This is a genomic window from Flavobacterium glycogeni, from assembly GCF_048286775.1.
Lineage (GTDB): Bacteria > Bacteroidota > Bacteroidia > Flavobacteriales > Flavobacteriaceae > Flavobacterium.
The window spans coordinates 87,256-108,966 of record NZ_JBLVPV010000005.1; the positions used below are offsets into that span (position 1 = coordinate 87,256).

Consider the following 21,711-nt stretch of genomic DNA (forward strand, 5'->3'; position numbering starts at 1 on the left):
ATTTTAAAAGGATTTAAATTCTCTTTTATTCTAAAATACTATTGATGCGTTCTTGGTCTTTTATTGTTTGATAGGACAAATGCTTTTCTCCTAAATATTTTATTCCTAAATATTCCGCTGATAATCGAAAGGGTAAATAAAAATCATAATCCAATTGATCTTCATCAGAATTTGAAATCACAAACATATTTTTACCTCTTAATTTCCGACCTAATTCTTTTTCGATTCTGATTAAATCAGAAAAACGGTCAAAAAACACTTTCATTATCCCGCTCATCGCATACCAGTAAACGGGTGTTGCAAAAACTAGCGTGTCATATTTTTCAATAATTGAAGATATTAAAGGCAAAAAATCATCGGCTCTATTTTCGCTTTCATAATCATAATAGGAAATAGAATAATCTCTTAAATCAATAACATCAGCATTTATTTGGGTGGAAATTTTATCAACTATTTTTGAAGTGTTTCCATTGCTTCTGGAAGAACCGACAATAATAACTTTCGTGTTTTCCATATTCAAATTATCCAACACTTCCCTCAAGAGAAATTTCTAATAATTTTTGTGCTTCTACTGCGAATTCCATTGGCAACTTATTCAAAACCTCTTTACTGAAACCGTTTACGATTAAAGCAATAGCTTTTTCGGTTGGAATTCCACGTTGGTTGCAATAGAAAACTTGGTCTTCGCCAATTTTACTTGTCGTAGCCTCATGTTCGATTTTTGCCGATGGATTTTTACTTTCGATGTAAGGGAAAGTATGCGCGCCACAATTGTTCCCCATTAATAACGAGTCACATTGCGAAAAGTTTCTGGCATTGTCCGCTCTGGCGCTAATTTGTACCAAACCACGGTAACTGTTTTGTGATTTTCCGGCAGAAATCCCTTTAGAAATAATCGTCGATTTAGTATTTTTACCTAAATGGATCATTTTGGTTCCCGTATCGGCTTGTTGGAAATTATTGGTAACAGCAATCGAATAAAATTCTCCTGTTGAATTATCTCCTTTTAAAATAACAGAAGGATATTTCCAAGTTATAGCAGAACCCGTTTCAACTTGAGTCCAAGAAATTTTTGCGTTTTTCTCGCAGATACCTCTTTTGGTCACAAAATTGAAAACCCCACCTTTACCTTCTTTGTTTCCAGGATACCAGTTTTGGACGGTTGAATATTTGATTTCGGCATCGTCCAAAGCGATTAGTTCTACTACAGCAGCGTGCAATTGATTTTCATCACGACTTGGAGCAGTACATCCTTCTAAGTAAGAAACATAACTACCTTCGTCTGCAACTAATAATGTTCTTTCGAATTGTCCTGTTCCGGCTTGATTAATTCTAAAATAAGTCGAAAGTTCCATTGGGCAACGAACGCCTTTTGGAATATAACAGAAAGATCCGTCAGAGAAAACTGCAGAATTCAGCGCAGCGTAAAAGTTGTCTTTTTGTGGTACAACAGTTCCTAAATATTTGCGAACTAATTCTGGATGCTCTTTGATGGCTTCAGAAATACTCATAAAGATAATTCCTTTTTCGCCTAATGTTTTCTTGAATGTTGTAGCTACTGAAACCGAATCGACTACGATATCCATAGCTACATTATTCATCATTTTTTGCTCATCAACAGAGATGCCTAACTTTTTATACATTTCTAAAAGTTCAGGATCTACATCGTCCAATGTTTTATTAGGATCTACCGCTTTTGGAGCTGAATAGTAGGAAATGGCCTGAAAATCGGGTTTTGTATAATGCACATTTGCCCATTCTGGCTCTGTCATTTGCTCCCAAGCACGAAAAGCCTCCAAACGCCAATCGGTCATCCATTGAGGTTCTCCTTTTTTATGAGATATGGCACGAACAATATCTTCATTTAAACCAATAGGAAACGTTTCTGATTCTAATTCGGTGTAAAATCCGTATTCGTATTCTTTATTTTCGAGTTCGATTTTTAAGTCGTCTTCTGTGTATTTGCTCATTTTGTATGTTTATTTACCCTTTCAGGGTTTAAAACCCTGAAAGGGTATTTTTTAAAGTGAAAACGATTCTCCGCATCCACAAGTTCTATTGGCATTTGGGTTATTGAAAACAAACCCTTTGCCATTTATTCCGCCTGAGAATTCTAATATTGTTCCGGCTAAGTACAGAAAAGATTTTTTTTCTACAGCAATAGTGATATCGTTGTCAACAAAAATTTTATCGTCTTCGTTTTTTGTTTTATCAAATTTTAAATCATAAGACAATCCAGAACATCCGCCGCTTTTTACACCAACTCTTACGTAGTCGATTGCAGCATCAAAACCATCATCTTTCATTAGATCGATGATTTTTTTTCTTGCAGTGTCAGAAACTTTTATCATAGCTTATATTGATTTTGTCTAAATTAAGCACAAAGATAGTGCATAAAAAGCTTTTTCCATAATTGATGCGATTTTTATAACCAATGCAAAAATAGAAAAAACCTATTCGAAACGGATAAAAGCGTTTGAATTCCTTAACTTTGGTTCCTCTCGAAAAAAATAAAAAAACATGAAATTATATCCTATAGAAACAGGCAATTTTAAATTGGATGGCGGTGCGATGTTTGGCGTGGTGCCAAAAACTATTTGGAACAAAACCAATCCAGCCGACTCAACTAATTTAATTGATATTGCGGCACGCTGTTTATTGATTGAGGATGGCAACCGACTGATCCTGATAGATACCGGAATGGGAAACAAACAATCAGAGAAATTTTTTGGTTATTATTCGCTTTGGGGAACACATTCGATGGATAAATCGTTGGCGAAATACGGGTTTCATCGTGATGATGTCACCGATGTTTTTATGACGCATTTGCATTTTGACCATTGTGGTGGAAGTGTGCAATGGAACGCTGATAAAACAGGTTACGAACCGGCGTTTAAAAACGCCAAATTCTGGAGCAATGAAAATCATTGGGAATGGGCAACCAAACCAAATCCTAGAGAAAAAGCGTCCTTTCTATCGGAGAATATTTTGCCGATGCAGGAAAGTGGGCAGTTGAATTTCATCCAAAGACCAGAAGGGGATTTTTTAACAACATCAGAATTGGGTTTTGGCATCTTCTTTGCTGATGGACACACCGAAAAGCAAATGATTCCACACATACAATATAAGGATAAGACAATTGTTTTTTGCGCTGATTTATTGGCAACAGCCGGACACGTTCCTATTCCTTATGTGATGGGATATGACACCAGACCTTTATTGACCATGCCAGAAAAAGAAAAATTCCTAAATGCCGCTGCCGATAATAATTATTATTTGTTCTTGGAACACGATGCACATAATGAAATAATAACCGTACAAAAAACCGAAAAAGGAGTTCGGTTGAAAGAAAGATTTACCTGTAACGAAATCTTAACATAGTGTTAATCATAACGCCTTTTGTAACAAAAAAAATTATTTTAGACAAATATTTTAAAATCAACAAAAACATTTTAGATGAATACCATTAAACCTATTTACATTTCTGCTTTTGCAATCTTAGCATTAGTAGGGTGTGGCGCTTCAAAACAAGTTTCAACTACTTCTGGGCTAGTTGCCATAAGTGCACCTTTGAACATTACAAAAAAGGCACCAATAACTGAAAACGACTTAAAACGTTGGAGTCATTTAGATATTGTAACCGATACCATTCCTGGAATGAGTGTTGACAAAGCGTATGCTGAATTATTGAAAGGTAAAAAAGGCGTGCCTGTAATTGTTGGAATTGTAGATTCTGGTGTGGATATCGAACACGAGGATTTAAAATCTGTGCTTTGGACCAATACAAAAGAGATTGCCGGAAACGGAATTGACGATGACAAAAACGGATATATAGACGATATTCACGGTTGGAATTTTCTTGGAGATAGTACCAAAGAGAATCTAGAATACGAAAGAATCATTAAAAATAAAAGCTTAGTTGATGAGATAACCTATCAGGCTGCAAAAGCATTGAACGACAAAAAAGTAGCTGATGCAGCTGCAGGAAAAACACGTTCAGAGCAAATGTTGGGGACTTTAAACGAAGGAGATGCTGCTTTAGTAAAACATTTTGGCAAGCCAGTGTACACAATTGAAGAAGTTAATGCAATCGTTTCGCAAGAACCGGCAACACAAAAGAGCAAAGCGGCTATGCAACAAATGCTTTCTTATGGATTGCCAATAGCTGATCTAAAAGTTGCTGTTCAAAAACAATTAGACGATCAGATTGCGCTTATAAACGGAGACAATCTGAAAACGGATTACCGTAAAGTGGTAGGTGATAATCCAAATGATATTACTGATACTAAATACGGAAATAACAATGTGATGGGGCCAGATAAGAACGAAATTCTTCATGGAACTCACGTTGCCGGAATTGTTGCTCAAAGTAGAAACAACGTATTAGGTGGTGATGGTGTTGCTAATAATGTTCAAATTCTTACTGTTCGTGCGGTGCCAGACGGAGATGAATACGATAAAGATATTGCACTTGGAATTCGTTATGCAGTGGATAATGGTGCCAAAGTAATCAACGGAAGTTTCGGAAAAAGCTTTTCTCCACATAAACAATGGGTTTATGATGCTATAAAATATGCAGAAAAAAAGGATGTGTTAATTGTTCACGCTGCTGGTAATGATGCTAAAGATATTGACTTGTCAGAAAATTTTCCTAACGATTCTGAAGATAAAGTAACGGAGTTTGCTGATAATTTAATCACCATTGGTGCTTTGAATTTTGAATACGGAAATAAAGTAGTGGCTCGTTTTTCTAATATCGGAAAAATTAATGTTGACGTTTTTGCTCCCGGAGTAAAAATCTACGCTACAACTCCAAACAATACTTATAAATATTTACAAGGAACTTCAATGGCTGCGCCAAATGCTGCCGGAGTTGCCGCATTAATTCGTTCGTACTATCCAAAATTATCTGCTAAACAGGTAAAACATATTTTGATGGATTCAGGAGTTGCAATTTCAACGGATGTTATTGTAGGTGGAAAAGCAAATGACACGCGTTCTTTTACGACTTTGTCTCAATCAGGAAAAATAGTAAATGCGTATAATGCTTTACTGATGGCAGAGAAAATGTCTAAATAATATTTTAACAATTCATTACATGGAAGGGCAATTTGCCCTTCCATTTTTATTTTAACCTACATGAAAAAGTTACTTTTATTTTCTATTTTTTCCTTAAGTTTTGGAAGTCTGTTGGCTCAGAACACTTCGTATTGGCAACAACATGTCGATTACAAAATGGATGTTTCCATGGATGTAAAAACATACCAATACAAAGGAAAACAGGAATTGGTGTACACCAATAATTCTCCTGATACTTTGAGAAAAGTATATTATCACTTATTCAATAATGCCTTTCAGCCTGGAAGCGAAATGGATGCCAGAATCCAAAGCATCAAAGATCCAGATGCAAGAATGGTTACCAAAATAAAAGTTGGCGATACCGAAGTCAAAGAAAGCCGAATCAAAAATTTGAAACCAAATGAAATTGGTTATTTGCGAATTTCTAATTTCAAACAAGATGGAGCAGTTGCTAATGCAAAAGAGGTTGGGACTATTCTTGAAGTGACTTTGGCTAAGCCAATACTGCCGAATACTAAAACTACATTTACATTAGATTTTGATGGTCAGGTTCCAATTCAGATTCGTCGTTCCGGAAGAAATAATGCCGAAGGCGTAGCATTATCCATGTCACAATGGTATCCGAAACTTGCTGAATTTGATTTTGAAGGTTGGCATGCTGATCCGTATATCGCCAGAGAATTTCATGGCGTTTGGGGGAATTTTGACGTAAATATTACTATTGATGCAGCTTATGTTTTAGGAGGTACCGGTTATTTGCAAAACAAAAACGAAATTGGTCACGGCTATCAAGACCAAGGTGTTGTTGTGTCTGTTCCAAAGAAAACAAAAACGTTGACTTGGCATTTTAATGCGCCAATGGTTCATGATTTTACTTGGGCTGCTGATAAGAATTACATTCACGATGTAGTAAAAGGACCTAATGACGTTGATTTGCATTTCTTGTATAAAAACAATCCAAAATACATTCAAAACTGGAAAAACCTGCAACCAAAAACGGTTCAGTTGATGGAAATTTACAACAAAACGGTTGGAGATTATCCATACAAACAATATTCTGTGATTCAAGGTGGCGATGGCGGAATGGAATATGCAATGTGTACGTTGATTCTGGGTCAAGGTACTTTTGACGGATTGCTAGGCGTAACCGCACATGAAATGGCACATTCTTGGTTCCAACATATTTTAGCTTCCAATGAATCTAAACACGGATGGATGGACGAAGGATTTACATCATTCTTGGAAGATTTTGGACTGAATGAAATCGAGGCTAAAAAAGTAGAAAATCCATTTGCAGGAGCATATAAAGGGTATTTTGCAATGGTAAATTCAGGGAAAGAATTACCACAAGGAACACATGCGGATCGTTTTGATGAAAACAAAGTATACAGCGTTACTTCCTATAGTAAAGGTGAAGTTTTCTTGGCGCAATTGATATACTTAATAGGTAAAGAAAATGTATTCAAAACCTTGAAAAAATATTACAGCGATTTTAAATTCAAGCATCCTACACCAAATGATATCAAAAGATCTGCCGAAAGAGTTTCTGGAGCAAATCTGGATTGGTATTTGACGGATTGGACACAAACCACCAATACTATTGATTATGGTATCAAGGATGTAAAAGAAAATGCGGATAAAACAACGGTTATTTTAGAAAGAATTGGAAGAATGCCAATGCCAATTGATTTGACAGTGGAGTATACGGATGGAACAACAGAAAGTTTCTACATTCCGTTGCGAATGATGAGTTTTGAAAAAGAAAACCCAAATCCTGCTGTAAAAAGAACAGTTTTGAATGATTGGGCTTGGGCGTATCCAACTTTTGAATTTAACATTGCTAAATCGAAAGCTTCCATCAAGAAAATCTCCATAGATCCAAGTGGATTAATGGCCGATTTGAAAAAGGAAAACAATACGTATGAGATAAAGTAATTTTTATCGAAACGCCATAAAAAAAGTCTAGTTTTTAAACTAGACTTTTTTTTGGTTTTATTTTTAAGGAAACTATTTCAAATGCTCCAACATATCTTTAGTCATCGATGCTAAATCAAATTCATGTTTCCAGTTCCAGTCCTTTCTGGCTTCAGCATCATCAATACTCGCAGGCCAGCTGTCGGCTATTTTTTGACGGAAGTCCGGATTGTAAGAAATGGTAAATTCAGGAATATGTTTCTTGATTTCGGCAGCAATCTCCGTTGGCGTAAAGCTCATTGCAGCTAGATTGTACGAAGAATGAATTTTTATTTGTTCTACCGGTGCCTGCATAATCTGGATAGTCGCAGCAATGGCATCGTCCATATACATCATCGGCATTTTAGTTTCTGAGGATAAAAAGCATTCGTATGTTTTATCCGAAAGTGCTTTGTGAAAAATATCCACCGCATAATCCGTAGTTCCACCACCAGGAGGCGATGACCAGCTGATTAAACCCGGGTAACGGATGCTTCTTACGTCTACACCAAAAATATTATGGTAGTATTCGCACCATCTTTCGCCCGCTTGTTTGCTGATTCCGTAAACCGTTGAAGGCTCCATAACGGTATATTGAGGCGTATTTTCTTTAGGAGTTGTTGGTCCAAAAACGGCAATACTCGAAGGCCAGAATATTTTTTTTATTTTTCCGGCTTTCGCCAAATTCAAAACATGAAATAACGAATTCATATTCAAGTCCCAAGCAAATGCAGGGTTTTTCTCGGCTGTTGCTGATAATAATGCGGCCATCAAATATACTTCGTCAATTTGATGCAATTCCACTAAATGTTCAATCTGATTGAAATCCAAGGCATTCACCACTTCAAATGGACCTGAATTTACCACATCAGTATTTAACTTTCGGATATCCGAAGCAATTACATTTTCTGTTCCGTATACTTTTCGCAGCTTTTGTGTAAGCTCCGTTCCAATTTGTCCGCAAGCTCCAATAATCAATATTTTAGTACTCATTTTTGTCTGTTTTGAAAAGCAAAGATAATGTTTTCGCAAATAAAATAACTTTGATAAAATGATTATAAAAAATATTAAAATGACGATAAAAATTAGAATTTATTTTTTAGTTACTATTTTTTAAAAATAAAAAATGCTTCAGGAATATTAGATTGTTATTCCTATGCTGTAATTCGTAATTGTAAATTTACTTTGTAACTTTGTACCTTAATTAATGCTGATTTTTAAATCAGCATAACTGGTTCTAGTTTACAAAATTAAGACAGTATGCGAATGACATACAGCCATTAAAAATAATAAATAGCTACACATGAAATATAAAATAACGGTCTTCTTTTCTCTGGTTTTTCTTTTATTGTCCTGTAAAAATGACAATCAAAAACGCATTGCTGAAAATAAAAAAGAGATGCAAAAAAGAGAAGTCATTTTCAAAAACATAGAGAAAGGCTGGGTTTTTTATGATACGCCTGTAACCGAGGCTTCTGAAAAAAGTATCGCATCTTGGAACGAATGGCGTATTTTTTTGGCTGAACTGGCTCAAAAACCTAATAAAACCATTGGCGCCTTTCAAAAAAAATCGGAGGCACTTTCTAAAAAAGTATTGGCTTTGAACGACAACATTCCTTATGAATACAATAAACCTCAAATAAAAAGCAGGATTTCGACTCTAATCACTAAAGTGCGATTGTTGGATTTATTCATTCATTTGGATAACATTCCAGATAAAAAAGTGACATTGTTAGTGTCAGAAATCAATTTGGAATTGGTTTCGCTACAAAGACAAATGGACAAAATTGTGGAGAAAAGTAAAATTCCGCTTGAAGAAGGAGAATCTGATTTATTGAAAATGATGGACACCACAAGAGCCATTCCTAACACACCAATCATCGACCCAAATCTGCCACGCGTTGAGTAAAACAGCCTTATACAATACCTACGATAATTCGCCAAAAACCCAGCAAATTGTTGCTCGTTTATTGGAAAACAATCAAGTCAAAATGCAGCTGTCGGGACTTTTGGGTTCCGCACTTTCGTTTGTAATCCGATCGATTTTCAAGAAAGCCGAACTTCCTTTTTTAATTGTTTTAAACAATAAAGAGGAAGCGGCGTATTATTTGAACGATTTAGAACAAATGATTGGGGAACAAGATGTGCTTTTTTATCCCGGTTCATACCGTCGTCCGTATCAAATTGAAGAAACCGACAATGCGAATGTTTTGCTTCGCGCCGAAGTGCTCAACAGAATCAATTCCCGCAAAAAACCGGCCGTTATTGTCACCTATCCCGAAGCATTATTCGAGAAAGTGGTAACTCGAAAAGAATTGGACAAAAACACGTTGAAAGTTAGTGTTGGAGACAAAATCTCTATCGATTTTATCAATGAAGTATTGTTTGAATATGAGTTCAAAAGAGTCGATTTCATTACCGAGCCCGGAGAATTTTCGGTTCGTGGAGGAATTGTTGATGTGTTTTCGTTTTCGAATGATAATCCGTACCGAATTGAGTTTTTTGGAGACGAAGTGGAGAGTATTCGTAGTTTTGATGTAGCGACGCAATTGTCGATTGTACAACAGAAGAAAATTACGATAATTCCAAATGTGGAGAACAAAATTTTTCAGGAAAACCGGGAAAGCTTCTTGGATTATATTTCGGAGAAAACGGTCATTTTTATTCAGAATACCGAAGATTTTTTATCACAATTAGACAAACAATTTGGCAAAGCCGAAGAAGCTTTCGCAAAATTATCACTGGAAATAAAACGTTCCACACCGGAACAATTGTTTTTAAATCAAACTGAGTTTATAAAAAGAGCGTTGGATTTTTCGATTGTGGAATTGAGTCCGAAGGCTATTTTTAGAACTACGAAAAAATTCGAATACCACATTCAGCCGCAACCGTCGTTCAATAAACAGTTTGATTTGTTGTTGAATAATCTGAATGAAAATCATTTCAATGGCTACAAAAATTATTTATTTTGTTCCAATGATGCCCAAGCCAAACGATTTCATGATATTTTCGAAACGTTGGACGAAGCGAATTCTGAGAATATCAGAAAACAATATCATACCGTTGTTTTGCCTTTGTACCAAGGATTTATTGACGAAGAAAATCAAATAACCTGTTACACCGACCATCAGATTTTTGAACGCTATCATAAATTCAGCATCAAAAATGGGTATTCGAAAAAACAGAATATCACTTTAAAAGAACTCACGACACTTTCAGTTGGTGATTATGTGACGCATATTGACCACGGAATCGGGCGATTTGGAGGTTTGCAAAAAATACAAGTCGAGGGAAAAACGCAAGAAGCGATCAAACTCGTGTATGCCGATAATGATATCGTGTATGTGAGCATTCATTCGCTACATAAGATTTCAAAATACAACGGAAAAGACGGAACGCCACCCAAAATTTACAAATTAGGTTCGAATGCCTGGAAGATTTTAAAGCAAAAAACCAAGGCACGCGTCAAACATATTGCATTCAATTTGATTCAATTGTATGCCAAAAGAAGGCTCGAAAAAGGATTCCAGTTTGCGCCCGACAGTTATTTGCAAAATGAACTGGAAAGTTCCTTTATTTACGAAGATACACCGGATCAGACCAAATCGACGGCAGAAGTAAAAGCCGATATGGAAAGTGATCGCCCGATGGATCGTTTGGTTTGTGGTGATGTAGGTTTTGGTAAAACCGAAGTGGCCATTCGTGCCGCTTTTAAAGCAGTGGATAACAGCAAACAAGTTGCAATATTAGTTCCTACGACAATTTTGGCATACCAACATTATAGAACTTTTACGGAACGATTGAAAGATATGCCGGTTTCTGTTGGGTATTTAAACCGCTTTAGAACTGCCAAACAAAAAGCGGAAACTTTAAAACAATTAGCCGAAGGAAAACTCGATATTGTCATTGGAACACACCAATTAGTCAACAAAAATGTAGTTTTCAAAGACCTTGGATTATTGATTGTGGATGAGGAGCAGAAATTTGGTGTCAACGTAAAAGACAAGCTCAAAACCATTGCTGCAAATGTCGATACGCTGACTTTAACGGCAACGCCAATTCCGAGAACCTTACAGTTTTCATTGATGGCAGCGCGTGATTTATCCGTAATTACTACGCCTCCGCCTAATCGTTATCCTATTGAGACGAATGTGGTTGGTTTCAGTGAAGAGTTGATTCGGGATGCGATTTCGTATGAAATCCAGCGAAACGGACAGGTTTTCTTTATCAATAATCGAATAGAAAACATCAAAGAAGTTGCCGGAATGATACAGCGTTTGGTACCCAATGCCAAAGTAGGAATTGGTCACGGCCAGATGGAAGGAAAAAAACTGGAGGAATTGATGTTGGCTTTCATGAACGGAGAATTTGATGTTTTGGTGGCTACCACTATTATCGAAAGCGGTTTAGATGTTCCCAATGCGAACACGATTTTTATCAATAATGCCAATAATTTCGGATTGTCTGATTTGCATCAAATGCGTGGTCGAGTAGGTCGTAGTAATAAGAAAGCGTTCTGTTATTTTATTTGTCCGCCGTATTCAGCAATGACCGATGATGCCAGAAAACGAATTCAAGCTTTGGAACAATTCAGCGAGTTGGGAAGTGGATTTAATATTGCGATGAAAGATTTAGAGATTCGTGGTGCCGGTGATTTATTGGGTGGGGAACAAAGTGGTTTCATCAACGAAATCGGTTTTGATACGTACCAAAAAATCATGAATGAAGCCATCGATGAATTGAAAGAAAACGAATTCAAGGATTTGTATCCTGAGGAAAACAATTTGGAAACCAAAGAATATGTAAAAGACCTGCAAATCGATACCGATTTTGAGTTGTTGTTTTCGGATGAATACATCAATAATGTTTCGGAACGATTGAGTTTGTATAATGAGTTGGGCGGTGTGAAAAACGAAGAAGAACTCATCATTTTTCAGAATAAACTGATTGACCGTTTTGGTCCTTTGCCACCACGAGCCAATGCATTAATGAATAGCATCCGTATCAAATGGATTGCCACGCGCATTGGAATCGAGAAATTGGTGATGAAACAAGGCAAGATGATTGGGTACTTTGTGTCTGATCAACAATCGGATTATTATCAGTCGAATCGCTTTCATCAGGTGCTACAATTTGTGCAAACGCACAGTTCTATTTGTAAAATGAAAGAAAAACAAACGCCAAACGGCTTACGATTGCTGTTGACTTTTGATAATGTGAAATCGACACGAAAAGCATTGGAATTGATGGAGTTGTTGGGGAAGTAGAACAAAATATAATCAAAGAATAGTGCTATTGTGTCAATTACTTCTTATTAGGATTAGACAAAAAAGGAAAAGTCTCTTTAATGATTTATAAAGTTTTTATAAATTAGCTTTATTATGAATTTGTGATAGAGTCAAGTATATATGCAAGTTAGCTGTTAGCAGAACGTAGCAAAACGAAAAAATGCTATGAAATATTATTTTTACCAACAATTAATACTAAAAAATAAATATTGAGTAAACCTAACGAAATAAGAAAAATTATTTTTAACCTCTTTTCTCAAAATTTAGAATGGGTAAAAGAAAATCCATCTATTTCTTTCAGACCAGAGTTCACGAATGGATACATTTGTCCATTATGTTTTGAGGTTTTCTTTGAAAAAGATTTAGATATTACTTTAGAAAATCACTTAACATTAGAAGATATTCCTCCTAAAACGTTAGGAGGACATCCAAAAGCGCTCACTTGTAAGAAGTGTAACAATGAAAGCGGCAAAGAATTAGATATACATCTTTTAAATCGTCTTTTAGACATAGATTCCAAGTCATTTTTACCAAACTCTAAAACTGCAGCTACATACGAAATAAATGGTTTTAAGATGAATGGTGTTTTTGAATTTGATGAAAATGGTACAGCAATCCTGAATTTTCAACCAAAACATTCAAATCCAAAAGATGCAGATAGTTTTATGGCTGATTTATTTCCACCTAAAACTATTTATAATCCTTTATTTCTTCTTAATGGAGGATTGGTCGATGAATCAAGATCACCTTCTTTTAATATACAACCAAAACGTTTAAAAGCTGACGAAAGAAGAGCTGAAATAGCTCTTTTGAGAATCGCTTATTTAATAGCATTTTCTACTTTAGGAAATGGCTTTTTAATAAATGCCGGTTTGTATAAAGTCCGAGAACAAATTTTAAATCCTGATAAAAGTATTTTACCGAAACCATTTTGGATAAATTATGATTTTCCAAAAGAAATGGAAGGCATTAACGTTATAACATTACCAAAAGAATTAAGAAGTTTTTTAATAGTGTTTTCTTTGAAAACTAACAGTAAATCAAGAAGATTTGCTATTGTTTTACCCGGCCCTTCCGATCCAGGAATTAAAGTATATGATTATATAGAAAAATATATTTGTACAGGTGATGGTTCTGAATCTGTTAATTTTACCACTGAACATCTACCTACATTTGATTATTTGAAAAAAGATGAATATACATTTGGCGGACATCAATTTTGGGATAAATATACAGCGGATGATTATAAACCAAATTTAAAACCTGATACGAAAATTAAAATATAAAAACAAACACCAAATGGCTTGCGATTGCTGTTAACTTTTGATAATGTCAAATCGACACGAAAAGCATTGGAATTGATGGAGCTGTTGGGGAAGTAGAAAATGAATGTTCATCTGATATTTATAAATATAAAGACGGAAGTCTGACGAAAGAATAAACGTTGCATATTACCTGCTACAAGAGATTTGGGCTTAATGGGAAAGTGGTTTTGAACTTGGAAATTATTGTGTCAACCGAAAAATCAGACTTTACTTAGTCCTAAACCTTTTGCAGAATCAAAATGTTGTTGAATATTTTCGAGAAATGAAACAGAAAAAAATCATGATTTTAAGAGACCCAAAAACAGTATTTATTTTATTTATTTCGTTACTTTTAGTTTGCTGCAAAACAAAAAGTAGAGAAATTAAAATTGTAAAAGGTGAAAATTATGAATTGAAAATTTCAAATAATCAAAAAGCAGTTTTGATTTTATTTCCTTGTTTTCCTTGTGATATTGAAAACACAAAAACGGAAGCTAAATTTTTGAAAGATATTGAAAAAGAGGGTGTAACAACTTTACTTTTAAATCATAATCAAAAATTATACTTGACTGAAAGTGAAAAAATTGAATACGCAAAAAAATTGAATGACATCTTTGGAGAGAATAAAATAGAGAAGAAAAATATTTATATTGGCGGTTTTTCAAGTGGCGGAAATGTTTCAGTTGTACTTTCCAATTTTTTATTGAAAACAAAAAATACAATTCAGCCAAAAGGCGTTTTTGTAGTAGATTCACCATTAGATTTAGAGAAATTATATCTGAATGCTAAAGAAGATATTAAAAGAAATATGGATAAAGACGCAATAGAAGAAGGTTTGTTTATTGTAGATTTATTAGATAAAGAATTTGGAGAACTGTCAAAAAACAAAAAAAAATACGAAGAATTTTCTCCTTATTTAATTTTCTCTAATTCGACAAGTAATATTTATTATCTCAAAGATGTAAAAACTAGATTTTATTTTGAACTCGATTTAAAGGATACATTCAAAGAAACTGGAAGAAAATATAATGACCTCAATGCCTACCACCTTGAAAGAGCAAATAAAGCGCTACAAAGTTTGGGTTCTAAAAAATATGAGACAATAATAACCAAAAACAGGGGGTATAGAGCAAATGGAGATAGAAATACTCATTCTTGGAATATTGTTGAAAGACAAAGTTTACTGAGATGGATTAATGAATAAAAAAACATCCACTAAATAGGGGTTTGGCGGGATTGGGGCAAAAAAACTAATTCATAGTTGGTTTTGTACTTACAAATTTCAGTTGGATTATTCTCAGAAGTGCATTTTGGTTGTTAGAAAACAATGTGAAATCAACACGAAAAGCATTGGGACTGATGGGAAAGTAAGAGGTTAAGAAAGCTTCCAGCCTTCAAAAGGCTGGAAGCTTTCTTAACTACTCGATAATTAAATCTTCAATAGTAACTAAATCCTGATGTGTTGAATGATAATATTTAAAGTTTTCCAAATCATTAAACTATTCTATAACTTTATCTCGTTGTAATTTGGTGCTTTTTGTTGAAATAATTGTTCGATAAGAAGTCCAAGGATATTCTATGATATGTTCTGTAAACTTATGATGAACAGGGTTGTTGTGAATGTAAAAAATAAGTTTCAGAAGTAACCACTTTTCTCTTAAAATTTTTCTCAAATAAACTACCTGTTCTTTTGTATCGTTTATTTATCGCTAAAGTATAAGCGTTGAACAAATTCGAAAACTGTTTTGATGCATTTACAGTCTTTGGTTTATCGGTTGAAGAATATTCTAATTTTGTACTGTCAATCTCTTCCGTTTCTTTGATATAAACCAGAAGGTGAAAGTGATTTTTCATTAAACACCAAGCGTAAGTTTCGGCTATTGGGTCAATGTATTTCTCGTATAATCTTAAAAAATGATTGTAGTTTTCAATTTCAAAAAACAAATCAATTCCATTGTTTCCTCTGTTATAAATATGATAGTATTTACCGTTTTCAAGAGGAATTGGATTCATAATAAGTTTATTTAATTTTCAAAGCTTCCAGCCTTCAAAAGGCTGGAAGCTTTATATAGACAATCTAATTTTTCAGATCTTTAATTACTTTGAAAGCCACATCCACTTGTTCTTCACTCACTAAAATAGTAAACTCATTTGAAGTCGAAATCACTTCATTGATGATGATTCCTTCCCAAGCCAAACGCTGGAAAATAAAATAGTAAATCCCTGGAACGACAATATTTTCTTTAGGTAATTTTACCGTAATCGAAGCCAGATTATCCAGTTTTTGAATTAATTTTTCATTGGCAAAATGCTTGTCAACCAAATGATTGATGCTGTTGCTTACCACAATATTAGTTTCATTCACGCCTCTGGATGAGGTGTAAAAAATATCCGGGAAAGCATTAATATCAGTAATTAAGTCAGCTTGTTTGTTCAAAACGGTTTCTGATGCAGCAAAGGTATAATCTGTCAAAGCGGAACGAACGGTTATTTCCCCAATGTTTTTTATTACTTTATTAATCTTATGATTCAGTCTGAAATCAAGTTCTTCGGTTAACCTTTTTAAAGCCATGACAACGGCACCTTGTTTTACTTCCTTGCCAAATTCACTTTCTAATTCAGTCATTATATTTCGGGATAATGAAGTCAAATTAATTATGCCTAATGATAATGCATTCAATAAAAATGGTTTTGTTTTAATGTAGTTCTCTACAATGGAAGAAACAGTTTTCATAGTTTAGCTTTTTAATTATACGCGTAGTTAGTGTAAACAGGATGCAAATATAAATAAAAAAACAATTTGTTACAAATATAACATTTAAAAAATACGTTAAAAATGATAAAAAGCATCTATAAGGTGCTCAATTACAAAAGATTTGCCTTCTTTATGAACCGCAATGATGTCAAAACGGACTTCAATGTCTAAATTTCTTTCGTTTACAAATGCATCCACCGCCTTCACAAGAAGTTGAATTTTTTTGGGTTTTACAAAATCCTGCGGCAAACCAAATTCCAAAGAGGAACGGGTTTTGACTTCAACCACGGCGAGTGTATTTTCTTTTTGGGCGAGAATGTCTACTTCTGCTTTTTGGAACGTCCAATTGGTTTCTAAAATAGTGTAGCCATTTTTTTGAAGAAATTCGACTGCCATTTCTTCTCCAAGTTTTCCAAGTTCGTTATGTTCAGCCATTCAAAAATTTTGTTTTAAGTTTAAGGTTTCAAGTTGTCAAACTTCTGCAATTGATTCCGACAATTCGGGACGTTAATCTGCAATCAAAAATCCAAAACGATATTCAGTATTACAACAATTATCCTCAGTCTGCTTCCGTTTAGTCTCTCCCTCCTTCGGAGGGAGCCGGAGGGAGGATTTTTTTATTCAAAAATAACTTTACTGCACGTGCCGTTCACGTCAATACGCACCGTATTCCCTAAAATCAACGCTCTATTGTCTTGAATATGACCAGCCGGAAAATTATAGAGTACCGGAATGTTGTATTTTTTAGTGACATCATCAATTATTTCGAGTGCATTTTTACCCCAAGGAATATCATTGTCTTTCATTTTTGTCATGGACCCCACAACAATTCCTTTGATGCTTTCCAGACAACCATTTCGTTTTAAATTCATCATCATGCGGTCAATGTGATACAAATATTCGTCTAAATCTTCGAGGAATAAGATTTTGTCCGCACAGTCGATCGCTGATGGGGAACCGAACAGACTGTATAGAATCGATAGATTTCCACCCACCAATTCTCCTCTGGCTTTTCCGTGTCTGTTCATTAAGAAAGGGTCTATGTCATACGATAATTCTTCGCCAAACAAAGCAATTCTCATCGTTTCTATGGCTTCGGGAGTGGCTCTGGGAGCACTTATTGGCATGATTCCATGAATGGATTTGAAACCCATTGTATTCAAATGATTGTGCAAAACGGTCACATCGCTAAAACCAACAATCCATTTCGGATTTTGTTTGAACGTGCTAAAATCCAATAAATCGATCATACGCACGGTTCCGTATCCGCCTTTTACGCACCAAATGGCTTTGATATTTGGATTGTCCAGTTGCTGCTGAAAATCGGCTGCGCGCTGTTCATCGGTGCCGGCTAATTGATCTTTATCTAAGCCAATGGTACTGCCAATGACAACTTCCAGTCCCCAACTGTGCAACAAATCGATGGCGGGTTTCAAGTTATCGTCTATATTTTTCCGGGCTGTTGCCAAAATAGCTACGGTATCTCCTTTTTGTAAATTTGGTGGTGTGATCATTTGTGACTGGGCTTGAGAGTTGGAGGATTGTAAAACAAAAATGAGGAATAGAAATTTATACAAAACAGGATGACGTGAGATAGAAGTAAACGGGTTGGCATTCATGTTGTATTGTTTTTCTAAAATAATTGGAATCATGGTGTCTTGGAAAGACAAAAACAAAGATAGACAATTAGAAAATAATTTTAAGTTCGCGGTCAAATGACTATTTTTACAATAAACAGATTCAAAAAGGAATCAAATCAACGACAGGAAATAAATGGTACTTATGAGAATTACGCACTGGATTCCTATTCTTTTTTTATTTTTTCCAATAGCAAAATCGAATGCGCAACAGAAAAAATATGTCATTCATACCGTTGCATTTTATAATTTTGAAAACCTTTTTGATACCATAAACGATCCCGTTACTTTTGATGAAGAATGGACGCCTACAGGTTTGCAGCGCTGGTCATTTGATAAATACGAAAAGAAATTGGGGAACTTAGCCCGTGTTTTATCTGAAATAGGTTCTGCCGAAAATACAGATTCACCCACATTTATTGGTGGTTGTGAAATAGAGAACAGAGGTGTTTTGGAAGATTTGGTCAAACAACCCAAACTGATTGAGAAAGACTACGGAATCATCCATTTTGATTCGCCTGACAAAAGAGGAATCGATGTGGCGTTATTGTATCAAAAAAAGAAGTTTCAGCCTACGAGTTATACCAATATTCCCCTATACATTTATAAAAAAGGTACAGACACGAATGAAAGTTCCAAAGCCAATTTCGAAGAAAAAACAGATGATGAATTGCAAGTAAGCACTAAAAATTATCGCGTTTACACACGAGATCAATTATTGGTAACCGGATTTTTGGACGGAGAGGAAATCAATATCATTGTCAATCACTGGCCGTCCCGTTCTGGCGGGGAGAAAAAATCAAGTCCGTTTAGGGAAGCCGCCGGAGCGCTAAACCGAAAAGTAATTGATTCCCTGCAGCGAAAAAACCCAAATGCAAAAGTGATTACTTTGGGTGATTTAAATGATGGACCGTATAACAAAAGTGTCAAAGTGGGGCTTGGCGCCAAAGCAAAAAAGACGGAGGTGCTTCCGTTTGGGATTTACAATCCATTTGAAGAAATGGCCAAGAAAGGATTTGGAACCATTGCATTTCGCGATGCTTGGGATGTTTTTGACCAAATAATGGTTTCGGAAACTTTAATACAATCGGATTATACGAGCTTTCGATATTGGAAAGCCGGAATTTACAACAAGTCGTTTTTGATACAAACCAGCGGGCAATACAAAGGCTATCCGTTGCGGCATTCCACCACCGAAATAGGATTTAGCGACCATTTCCCCGTGTATATTTATTTGATTAAGGAAAAAAAATAACGGTTTATTATTTCATAACTTTACATTTAAAATTAAAAAAATGGCAATTGCAAAACCTTTCAACCTCAATAAATGGATTGACGAAAACCGTCATCTTCTTAAACCACCTGTTGGCAATAAAAATTTATACAGAGAATCCGGTGATTACATCGTTATGATTGTTGCGGGTCCAAACGCCCGAAAAGACTATCATTACAACGAAACCGAAGAATTGTTTTACCAACTTGAAGGTTCCATCAAAGTGATTGTTCAAGAAGATGGTGAGCGTAAAGAAATGGAATTGCATGCCGGCGACATGTATCTTCATCCTGCCAAAATTCCGCATTCACCGGTTCGTTCCGAAGGTTCCATAGGACTTGTTATCGAACGCAAAAGAGTTGGAAAAGGATTCACGGATGGTTTATTGTGGTTTTGCGATAACTGCAATCATAAGCTGCATGAGGTTTATTTTGAACTGCATAATATCGAGAAAGATTTTCTGCCTCATTTTGAACATTTTTATAATTCAGAAAAGATGCGAACCTGCGAAAAATGCGGAACCGTAATGGAAACCGACCCTAGATTTATTGCCCAAAAATAATTTTCAGGAGCTATTCCCGCTATTCGTTCTATCTTTTGTGGCTTAAAGAAAGCCACAAAAGGATGCCACTTCTATCGGGGCTAAAAATCATACACAGAACCATTTTGTCATTCCGAGGAAGAAGGAATCTCATTCGATTAATAATTTGTGATCGTTTTTGGCTTGATTATTAGGTAAAATGCGGTAAAAAATTGCAATGCAAAACAAGAGAATAAAATTAAAGTAGCAATGTTTAGTATTTCACGTTAAATCAATATATTTGTAAAAAAATATAACAATTTTTAATAAAAAAGTTACAATGATAACAATAGCAGATCAATTCGGAATCAAAGAGGCCCTTAAGCAATTAGGGATTGAGGAAATAAATGAAGGAACATCAACTGGAGCAGCTAATTTTGCCAACGGAAAAATCATCGAAAGTTATTCACCAGCAGATGGGACTTTAATTGGAAAAGTAAAAACGTCTTCTAAAGAAGATTATGAAAAAGCAATGCAAAAAGCTTCGGAAGCGTTCTTAGAATGGCGTATGGTTCCAGCTCCTAAAAGAGGTGATATCGTTCGTCAGATGGGAGATGAATTAAGAAAATTCAAAGAACCTCTTGGAAAACTGGTTTCTTATGAAATGGGAAAAAGCCTTCAAGAAGGATATGGTGAAGTTCAGGAAATGATTGATATCTGTGATTTTGCGGTGGGATTATCCCGTCAATTGTACGGATTAACAATGCACTCTGAAAGACCTTTGCACAGAATGTATGAGCAATACCACCCAATAGGAACGGTTGGAATCATTTCAGCGTTTAACTTTCCGGTAGCAGTTTGGAGTTGGAACGCAATGATTGCCTGGATTTGTGGCGATGTTGCGATCTGGAAACCAAGTTCAAAAACTCCTTTGTGTGGAGTGGCTTGTCAGAATATTATCAAAACAGTTTTAAAAAGAAATAATGTTCCTGAAGGCGTTAGTTGTTTGGTAACTGGAAACGAATCAGGAGATTTAATCAATAACGACAAAAGAATTTCGTTAGTTTCTTTTACAGGATCAACAAGAATAGGACGTCACGTATCGAAAACCGTTGCAGAACGTTTTGGAAATACAATCCTTGAATTAGGAGGAAACAATGCGATTATCGTTTCGGAACATGCTGATATCAGTATGGTATTGGTGGGAGCCGTTTTTGGAGCCGTAGGAACAGCAGGACAACGTTGTACATCAACCAGACGTTTGATTATTCACGAAAGTATGTATGACAAAACCATCAGCATATTGAAAAATGCGTATGGTCAATTGCAAATTGGAAATCCATTGGACGAAAAGAACCACGTTGGACCGCTAATCGACAAAGGAGCTGTTCAGGATTATTTGAATGCTATTGAAAGCGCCAAAAAAGAAGGCGGGAAAATGATTGTTGAAGGCGGATTGGTAGAAGGTGCAGGATATGAAAGTGGTTGTTATGTAAGACCCTGCATCATTGAAGCTGAAAACCATTTTGACATCGTTCAAACAGAGACTTTTGCTCCTATTTTATATGTAATGAAATACAGCACGATTGAAGAAGCGATTGCCTTGCAAAACGGGGTTCCACAAGGACTTTCTTCTTCTATTTTTACAAACAGCATGAGAGAAATGGAATTGTTCCTTTCTCAATCTGGTTCTGATTGTGGAATTGCCAATATAAATATTGGTACTTCCGGAGCAGAAATTGGTGGTGCTTTTGGTGGTGAAAAAGAAACGGGTGGCGGACGTGAATCCGGTTCTGATGCTTGGAAAGCCTACATGAGAAGACAAACCAATACGATCAATTACGGAACCCAATTGCCATTGGCACAAGGAATCAGATTTGATTTGTAGCAACAAAGTATAAC

At 35.4% G+C, this 21,711-nt stretch carries 18 protein-coding genes; 10 read left to right on the forward strand and 8 right to left on the reverse strand.

What is annotated here, in order from left to right:
* Positions 1-25: 25 nt before the first annotated feature.
* From ACNQGX_RS05670 to ACNQGX_RS05680, 3 genes are read right to left on the reverse strand one after another with little or no spacing between them, the layout of a single operon-like run.
* Positions 26-514 carry a flavodoxin family protein gene (locus ACNQGX_RS05670; protein ID WP_417974836.1) on the reverse strand — a complete coding sequence of 163 codons (489 nt, stop codon included), beginning with the start codon at positions 512-514 and terminating at the stop codon, positions 26-28.
* A 7-nt stretch (positions 515-521) separates the two neighbouring features.
* The gene (gene sufB / locus ACNQGX_RS05675) at positions 522-1,970 is read right to left on the reverse strand and encodes a Fe-S cluster assembly protein SufB (protein ID WP_417974838.1); all 1,449 of its coding nucleotides are present in this window, start codon (positions 1,968-1,970) and stop codon (positions 522-524) included.
* A gap of 51 nt (positions 1,971-2,021) precedes the next feature.
* Entirely contained in the window at positions 2,022-2,351 is a 330-nt protein-coding gene (locus ACNQGX_RS05680) for a HesB/IscA family protein (RefSeq protein WP_114753489.1), read from the reverse strand.
* 169 nt (positions 2,352-2,520) lie between these two features.
* Between ACNQGX_RS05680 and ACNQGX_RS05685 the strand changes: the two genes are divergently transcribed.
* The 3 genes from ACNQGX_RS05685 (at position 2,521) to ACNQGX_RS05695 (ending at position 7,014) form a co-directional block, all read left to right on the forward strand.
* A complete protein-coding gene (locus ACNQGX_RS05685; RefSeq protein WP_417974840.1) occupies positions 2,521-3,381 on the forward strand; it encodes an MBL fold metallo-hydrolase in 861 nt (286 codons plus the stop codon).
* Positions 3,382-3,456: 75 nt separating this feature from the next.
* Entirely contained in the window at positions 3,457-5,079 is a 1,623-nt protein-coding gene (locus ACNQGX_RS05690; RefSeq protein WP_417974842.1) for a S8 family peptidase, read from the forward strand.
* Between the two features lie 60 nt (positions 5,080-5,139).
* Positions 5,140-7,014, forward strand: coding sequence for a M1 family metallopeptidase (locus tag ACNQGX_RS05695; protein ID WP_417974844.1), 1,875 nt, complete (start codon positions 5,140-5,142; stop codon positions 7,012-7,014).
* A 72-nt stretch (positions 7,015-7,086) separates the two neighbouring features.
* Here the strand turns inward: ACNQGX_RS05695 and ACNQGX_RS05700 are convergent, their stop codons facing one another.
* A complete protein-coding gene (locus ACNQGX_RS05700; RefSeq protein WP_417974846.1) occupies positions 7,087-8,025 on the reverse strand; it encodes an L-threonine 3-dehydrogenase in 939 nt (312 codons plus the stop codon).
* A gap of 310 nt (positions 8,026-8,335) precedes the next feature.
* On the opposite strand from ACNQGX_RS05700, the gene ACNQGX_RS05705 reads away from it, so the two are divergent.
* The 4 genes from ACNQGX_RS05705 (at position 8,336) to ACNQGX_RS05720 (ending at position 14,828) form a co-directional block, all read left to right on the forward strand.
* Positions 8,336-8,941, forward strand: coding sequence for a hypothetical protein (locus ACNQGX_RS05705; protein ID WP_417974847.1), 606 nt, complete (start codon positions 8,336-8,338; stop codon positions 8,939-8,941).
* Positions 8,934-12,299 carry a transcription-repair coupling factor gene (mfd, locus tag ACNQGX_RS05710; RefSeq protein WP_417974849.1) on the forward strand — a complete coding sequence of 1,122 codons (3,366 nt, stop codon included), beginning with the start codon at positions 8,934-8,936 and terminating at the stop codon, positions 12,297-12,299. The genes ACNQGX_RS05705 and mfd overlap by 8 nt, the downstream gene beginning before the upstream one ends.
* A 230-nt stretch (positions 12,300-12,529) precedes the next feature.
* A complete protein-coding gene (locus tag ACNQGX_RS05715; RefSeq protein WP_417974851.1) occupies positions 12,530-13,606 on the forward strand; it encodes a hypothetical protein in 1,077 nt (358 codons plus the stop codon).
* Positions 13,607-13,907: 301 nt separating this feature from the next.
* Positions 13,908-14,828, forward strand: coding sequence for a hypothetical protein (locus tag ACNQGX_RS05720; RefSeq protein WP_417974853.1), 921 nt, complete (start codon positions 13,908-13,910; stop codon positions 14,826-14,828).
* 392 nt (positions 14,829-15,220) lie between these two features.
* Here ACNQGX_RS05720 and ACNQGX_RS05725 read toward each other — a convergent pair whose 3' ends face one another.
* The 4 genes from ACNQGX_RS05725 to ACNQGX_RS05740 all read right to left on the reverse strand — a co-directional run bounded on the left by ACNQGX_RS05725 (position 15,221) and on the right by ACNQGX_RS05740 (position 17,893).
* Positions 15,221-15,637 (reverse strand): transposase, encoded by a 417-nt coding sequence (locus tag ACNQGX_RS05725; protein ID WP_417974855.1) that lies wholly within the window; start codon positions 15,635-15,637, stop codon positions 15,221-15,223.
* A 64-nt stretch (positions 15,638-15,701) separates the two neighbouring features.
* Positions 15,702-16,358: an aspartate kinase gene (locus tag ACNQGX_RS05730; protein WP_131914702.1), complete on the reverse strand. Its 657-nt coding sequence runs from the start codon at positions 16,356-16,358 to the stop codon at positions 15,702-15,704.
* A gap of 96 nt (positions 16,359-16,454) precedes the next feature.
* A complete protein-coding gene (locus ACNQGX_RS05735; protein ID WP_417974858.1) occupies positions 16,455-16,814 on the reverse strand; it encodes a YraN family protein in 360 nt (119 codons plus the stop codon).
* A 182-nt stretch (positions 16,815-16,996) separates the two neighbouring features.
* Entirely contained in the window at positions 16,997-17,893 is an 897-nt protein-coding gene (locus tag ACNQGX_RS05740; RefSeq protein ID WP_417975103.1) for a S66 peptidase family protein, read from the reverse strand.
* 268 nt (positions 17,894-18,161) lie between these two features.
* Here ACNQGX_RS05740 and ACNQGX_RS05745 point away from each other — a divergent pair, with 268 nt between their 5' ends.
* The 3 genes from ACNQGX_RS05745 (at position 18,162) to amaB (ending at position 21,697) form a co-directional block, all read left to right on the forward strand.
* The gene (locus ACNQGX_RS05745) at positions 18,162-19,271 is read left to right on the forward strand and encodes an endonuclease/exonuclease/phosphatase family protein (RefSeq protein WP_417974860.1); all 1,110 of its coding nucleotides are present in this window, start codon (positions 18,162-18,164) and stop codon (positions 19,269-19,271) included.
* A gap of 40 nt (positions 19,272-19,311) precedes the next feature.
* A complete protein-coding gene (locus tag ACNQGX_RS05750) occupies positions 19,312-19,851 on the forward strand; it encodes a 3-hydroxyanthranilate 3,4-dioxygenase (protein WP_417974862.1) in 540 nt (179 codons plus the stop codon).
* A 298-nt stretch (positions 19,852-20,149) separates the two neighbouring features.
* Positions 20,150-21,697 carry an L-piperidine-6-carboxylate dehydrogenase gene (amaB, locus tag ACNQGX_RS05755; protein WP_417974864.1) on the forward strand — a complete coding sequence of 516 codons (1,548 nt, stop codon included), beginning with the start codon at positions 20,150-20,152 and terminating at the stop codon, positions 21,695-21,697.
* Positions 21,698-21,711: the final 14 nt, after the last annotated feature.

Coding starts and splice junctions, on each gene's coding strand:
- ACNQGX_RS05695 (WP_417974844.1), top strand. CDS start 5,140: ATGAAAAAGTTACTTTTATTTTCTATTTTTTCCTTAAGTTTTGGAAGT.
- ACNQGX_RS05690 (WP_417974842.1), top strand. CDS start 3,457: ATGAATACCATTAAACCTATTTACATTTCTGCTTTTGCAATCTTAGCA.
- amaB (WP_417974864.1), top strand. CDS start 20,150: ATGATAACAATAGCAGATCAATTCGGAATCAAAGAGGCCCTTAAGCAA.
- ACNQGX_RS05740 (WP_417975103.1), bottom strand. CDS start 17,893: ATGATCACACCACCAAATTTACAAAAAGGAGATACCGTAGCTATTTTG.
- ACNQGX_RS05700 (WP_417974846.1), bottom strand. CDS start 8,025: ATGAGTACTAAAATATTGATTATTGGAGCTTGCGGACAAATTGGAACG.
- ACNQGX_RS05705 (WP_417974847.1), top strand. CDS start 8,336: ATGAAATATAAAATAACGGTCTTCTTTTCTCTGGTTTTTCTTTTATTG.
- ACNQGX_RS05720 (WP_417974853.1), top strand. CDS start 13,908: ATGAAACAGAAAAAAATCATGATTTTAAGAGACCCAAAAACAGTATTT.
- ACNQGX_RS05725 (WP_417974855.1), bottom strand. CDS start 15,637: ATGAATCCAATTCCTCTTGAAAACGGTAAATACTATCATATTTATAAC.
- ACNQGX_RS05745 (WP_417974860.1), top strand. CDS start 18,162: ATGAGAATTACGCACTGGATTCCTATTCTTTTTTTATTTTTTCCAATA.
- ACNQGX_RS05680 (WP_114753489.1), bottom strand. CDS start 2,351: ATGATAAAAGTTTCTGACACTGCAAGAAAAAAAATCATCGATCTAATG.
- ACNQGX_RS05735 (WP_417974858.1), bottom strand. CDS start 16,814: ATGGCTGAACATAACGAACTTGGAAAACTTGGAGAAGAAATGGCAGTC.
- ACNQGX_RS05670 (WP_417974836.1), bottom strand. CDS start 514: ATGGAAAACACGAAAGTTATTATTGTCGGTTCTTCCAGAAGCAATGGA.
- ACNQGX_RS05750 (WP_417974862.1), top strand. CDS start 19,312: ATGGCAATTGCAAAACCTTTCAACCTCAATAAATGGATTGACGAAAAC.
- sufB (WP_417974838.1), bottom strand. CDS start 1,970: ATGAGCAAATACACAGAAGACGACTTAAAAATCGAACTCGAAAATAAA.
- ACNQGX_RS05685 (WP_417974840.1), top strand. CDS start 2,521: ATGAAATTATATCCTATAGAAACAGGCAATTTTAAATTGGATGGCGGT.
- ACNQGX_RS05730 (WP_131914702.1), bottom strand. CDS start 16,358: ATGAAAACTGTTTCTTCCATTGTAGAGAACTACATTAAAACAAAACCA.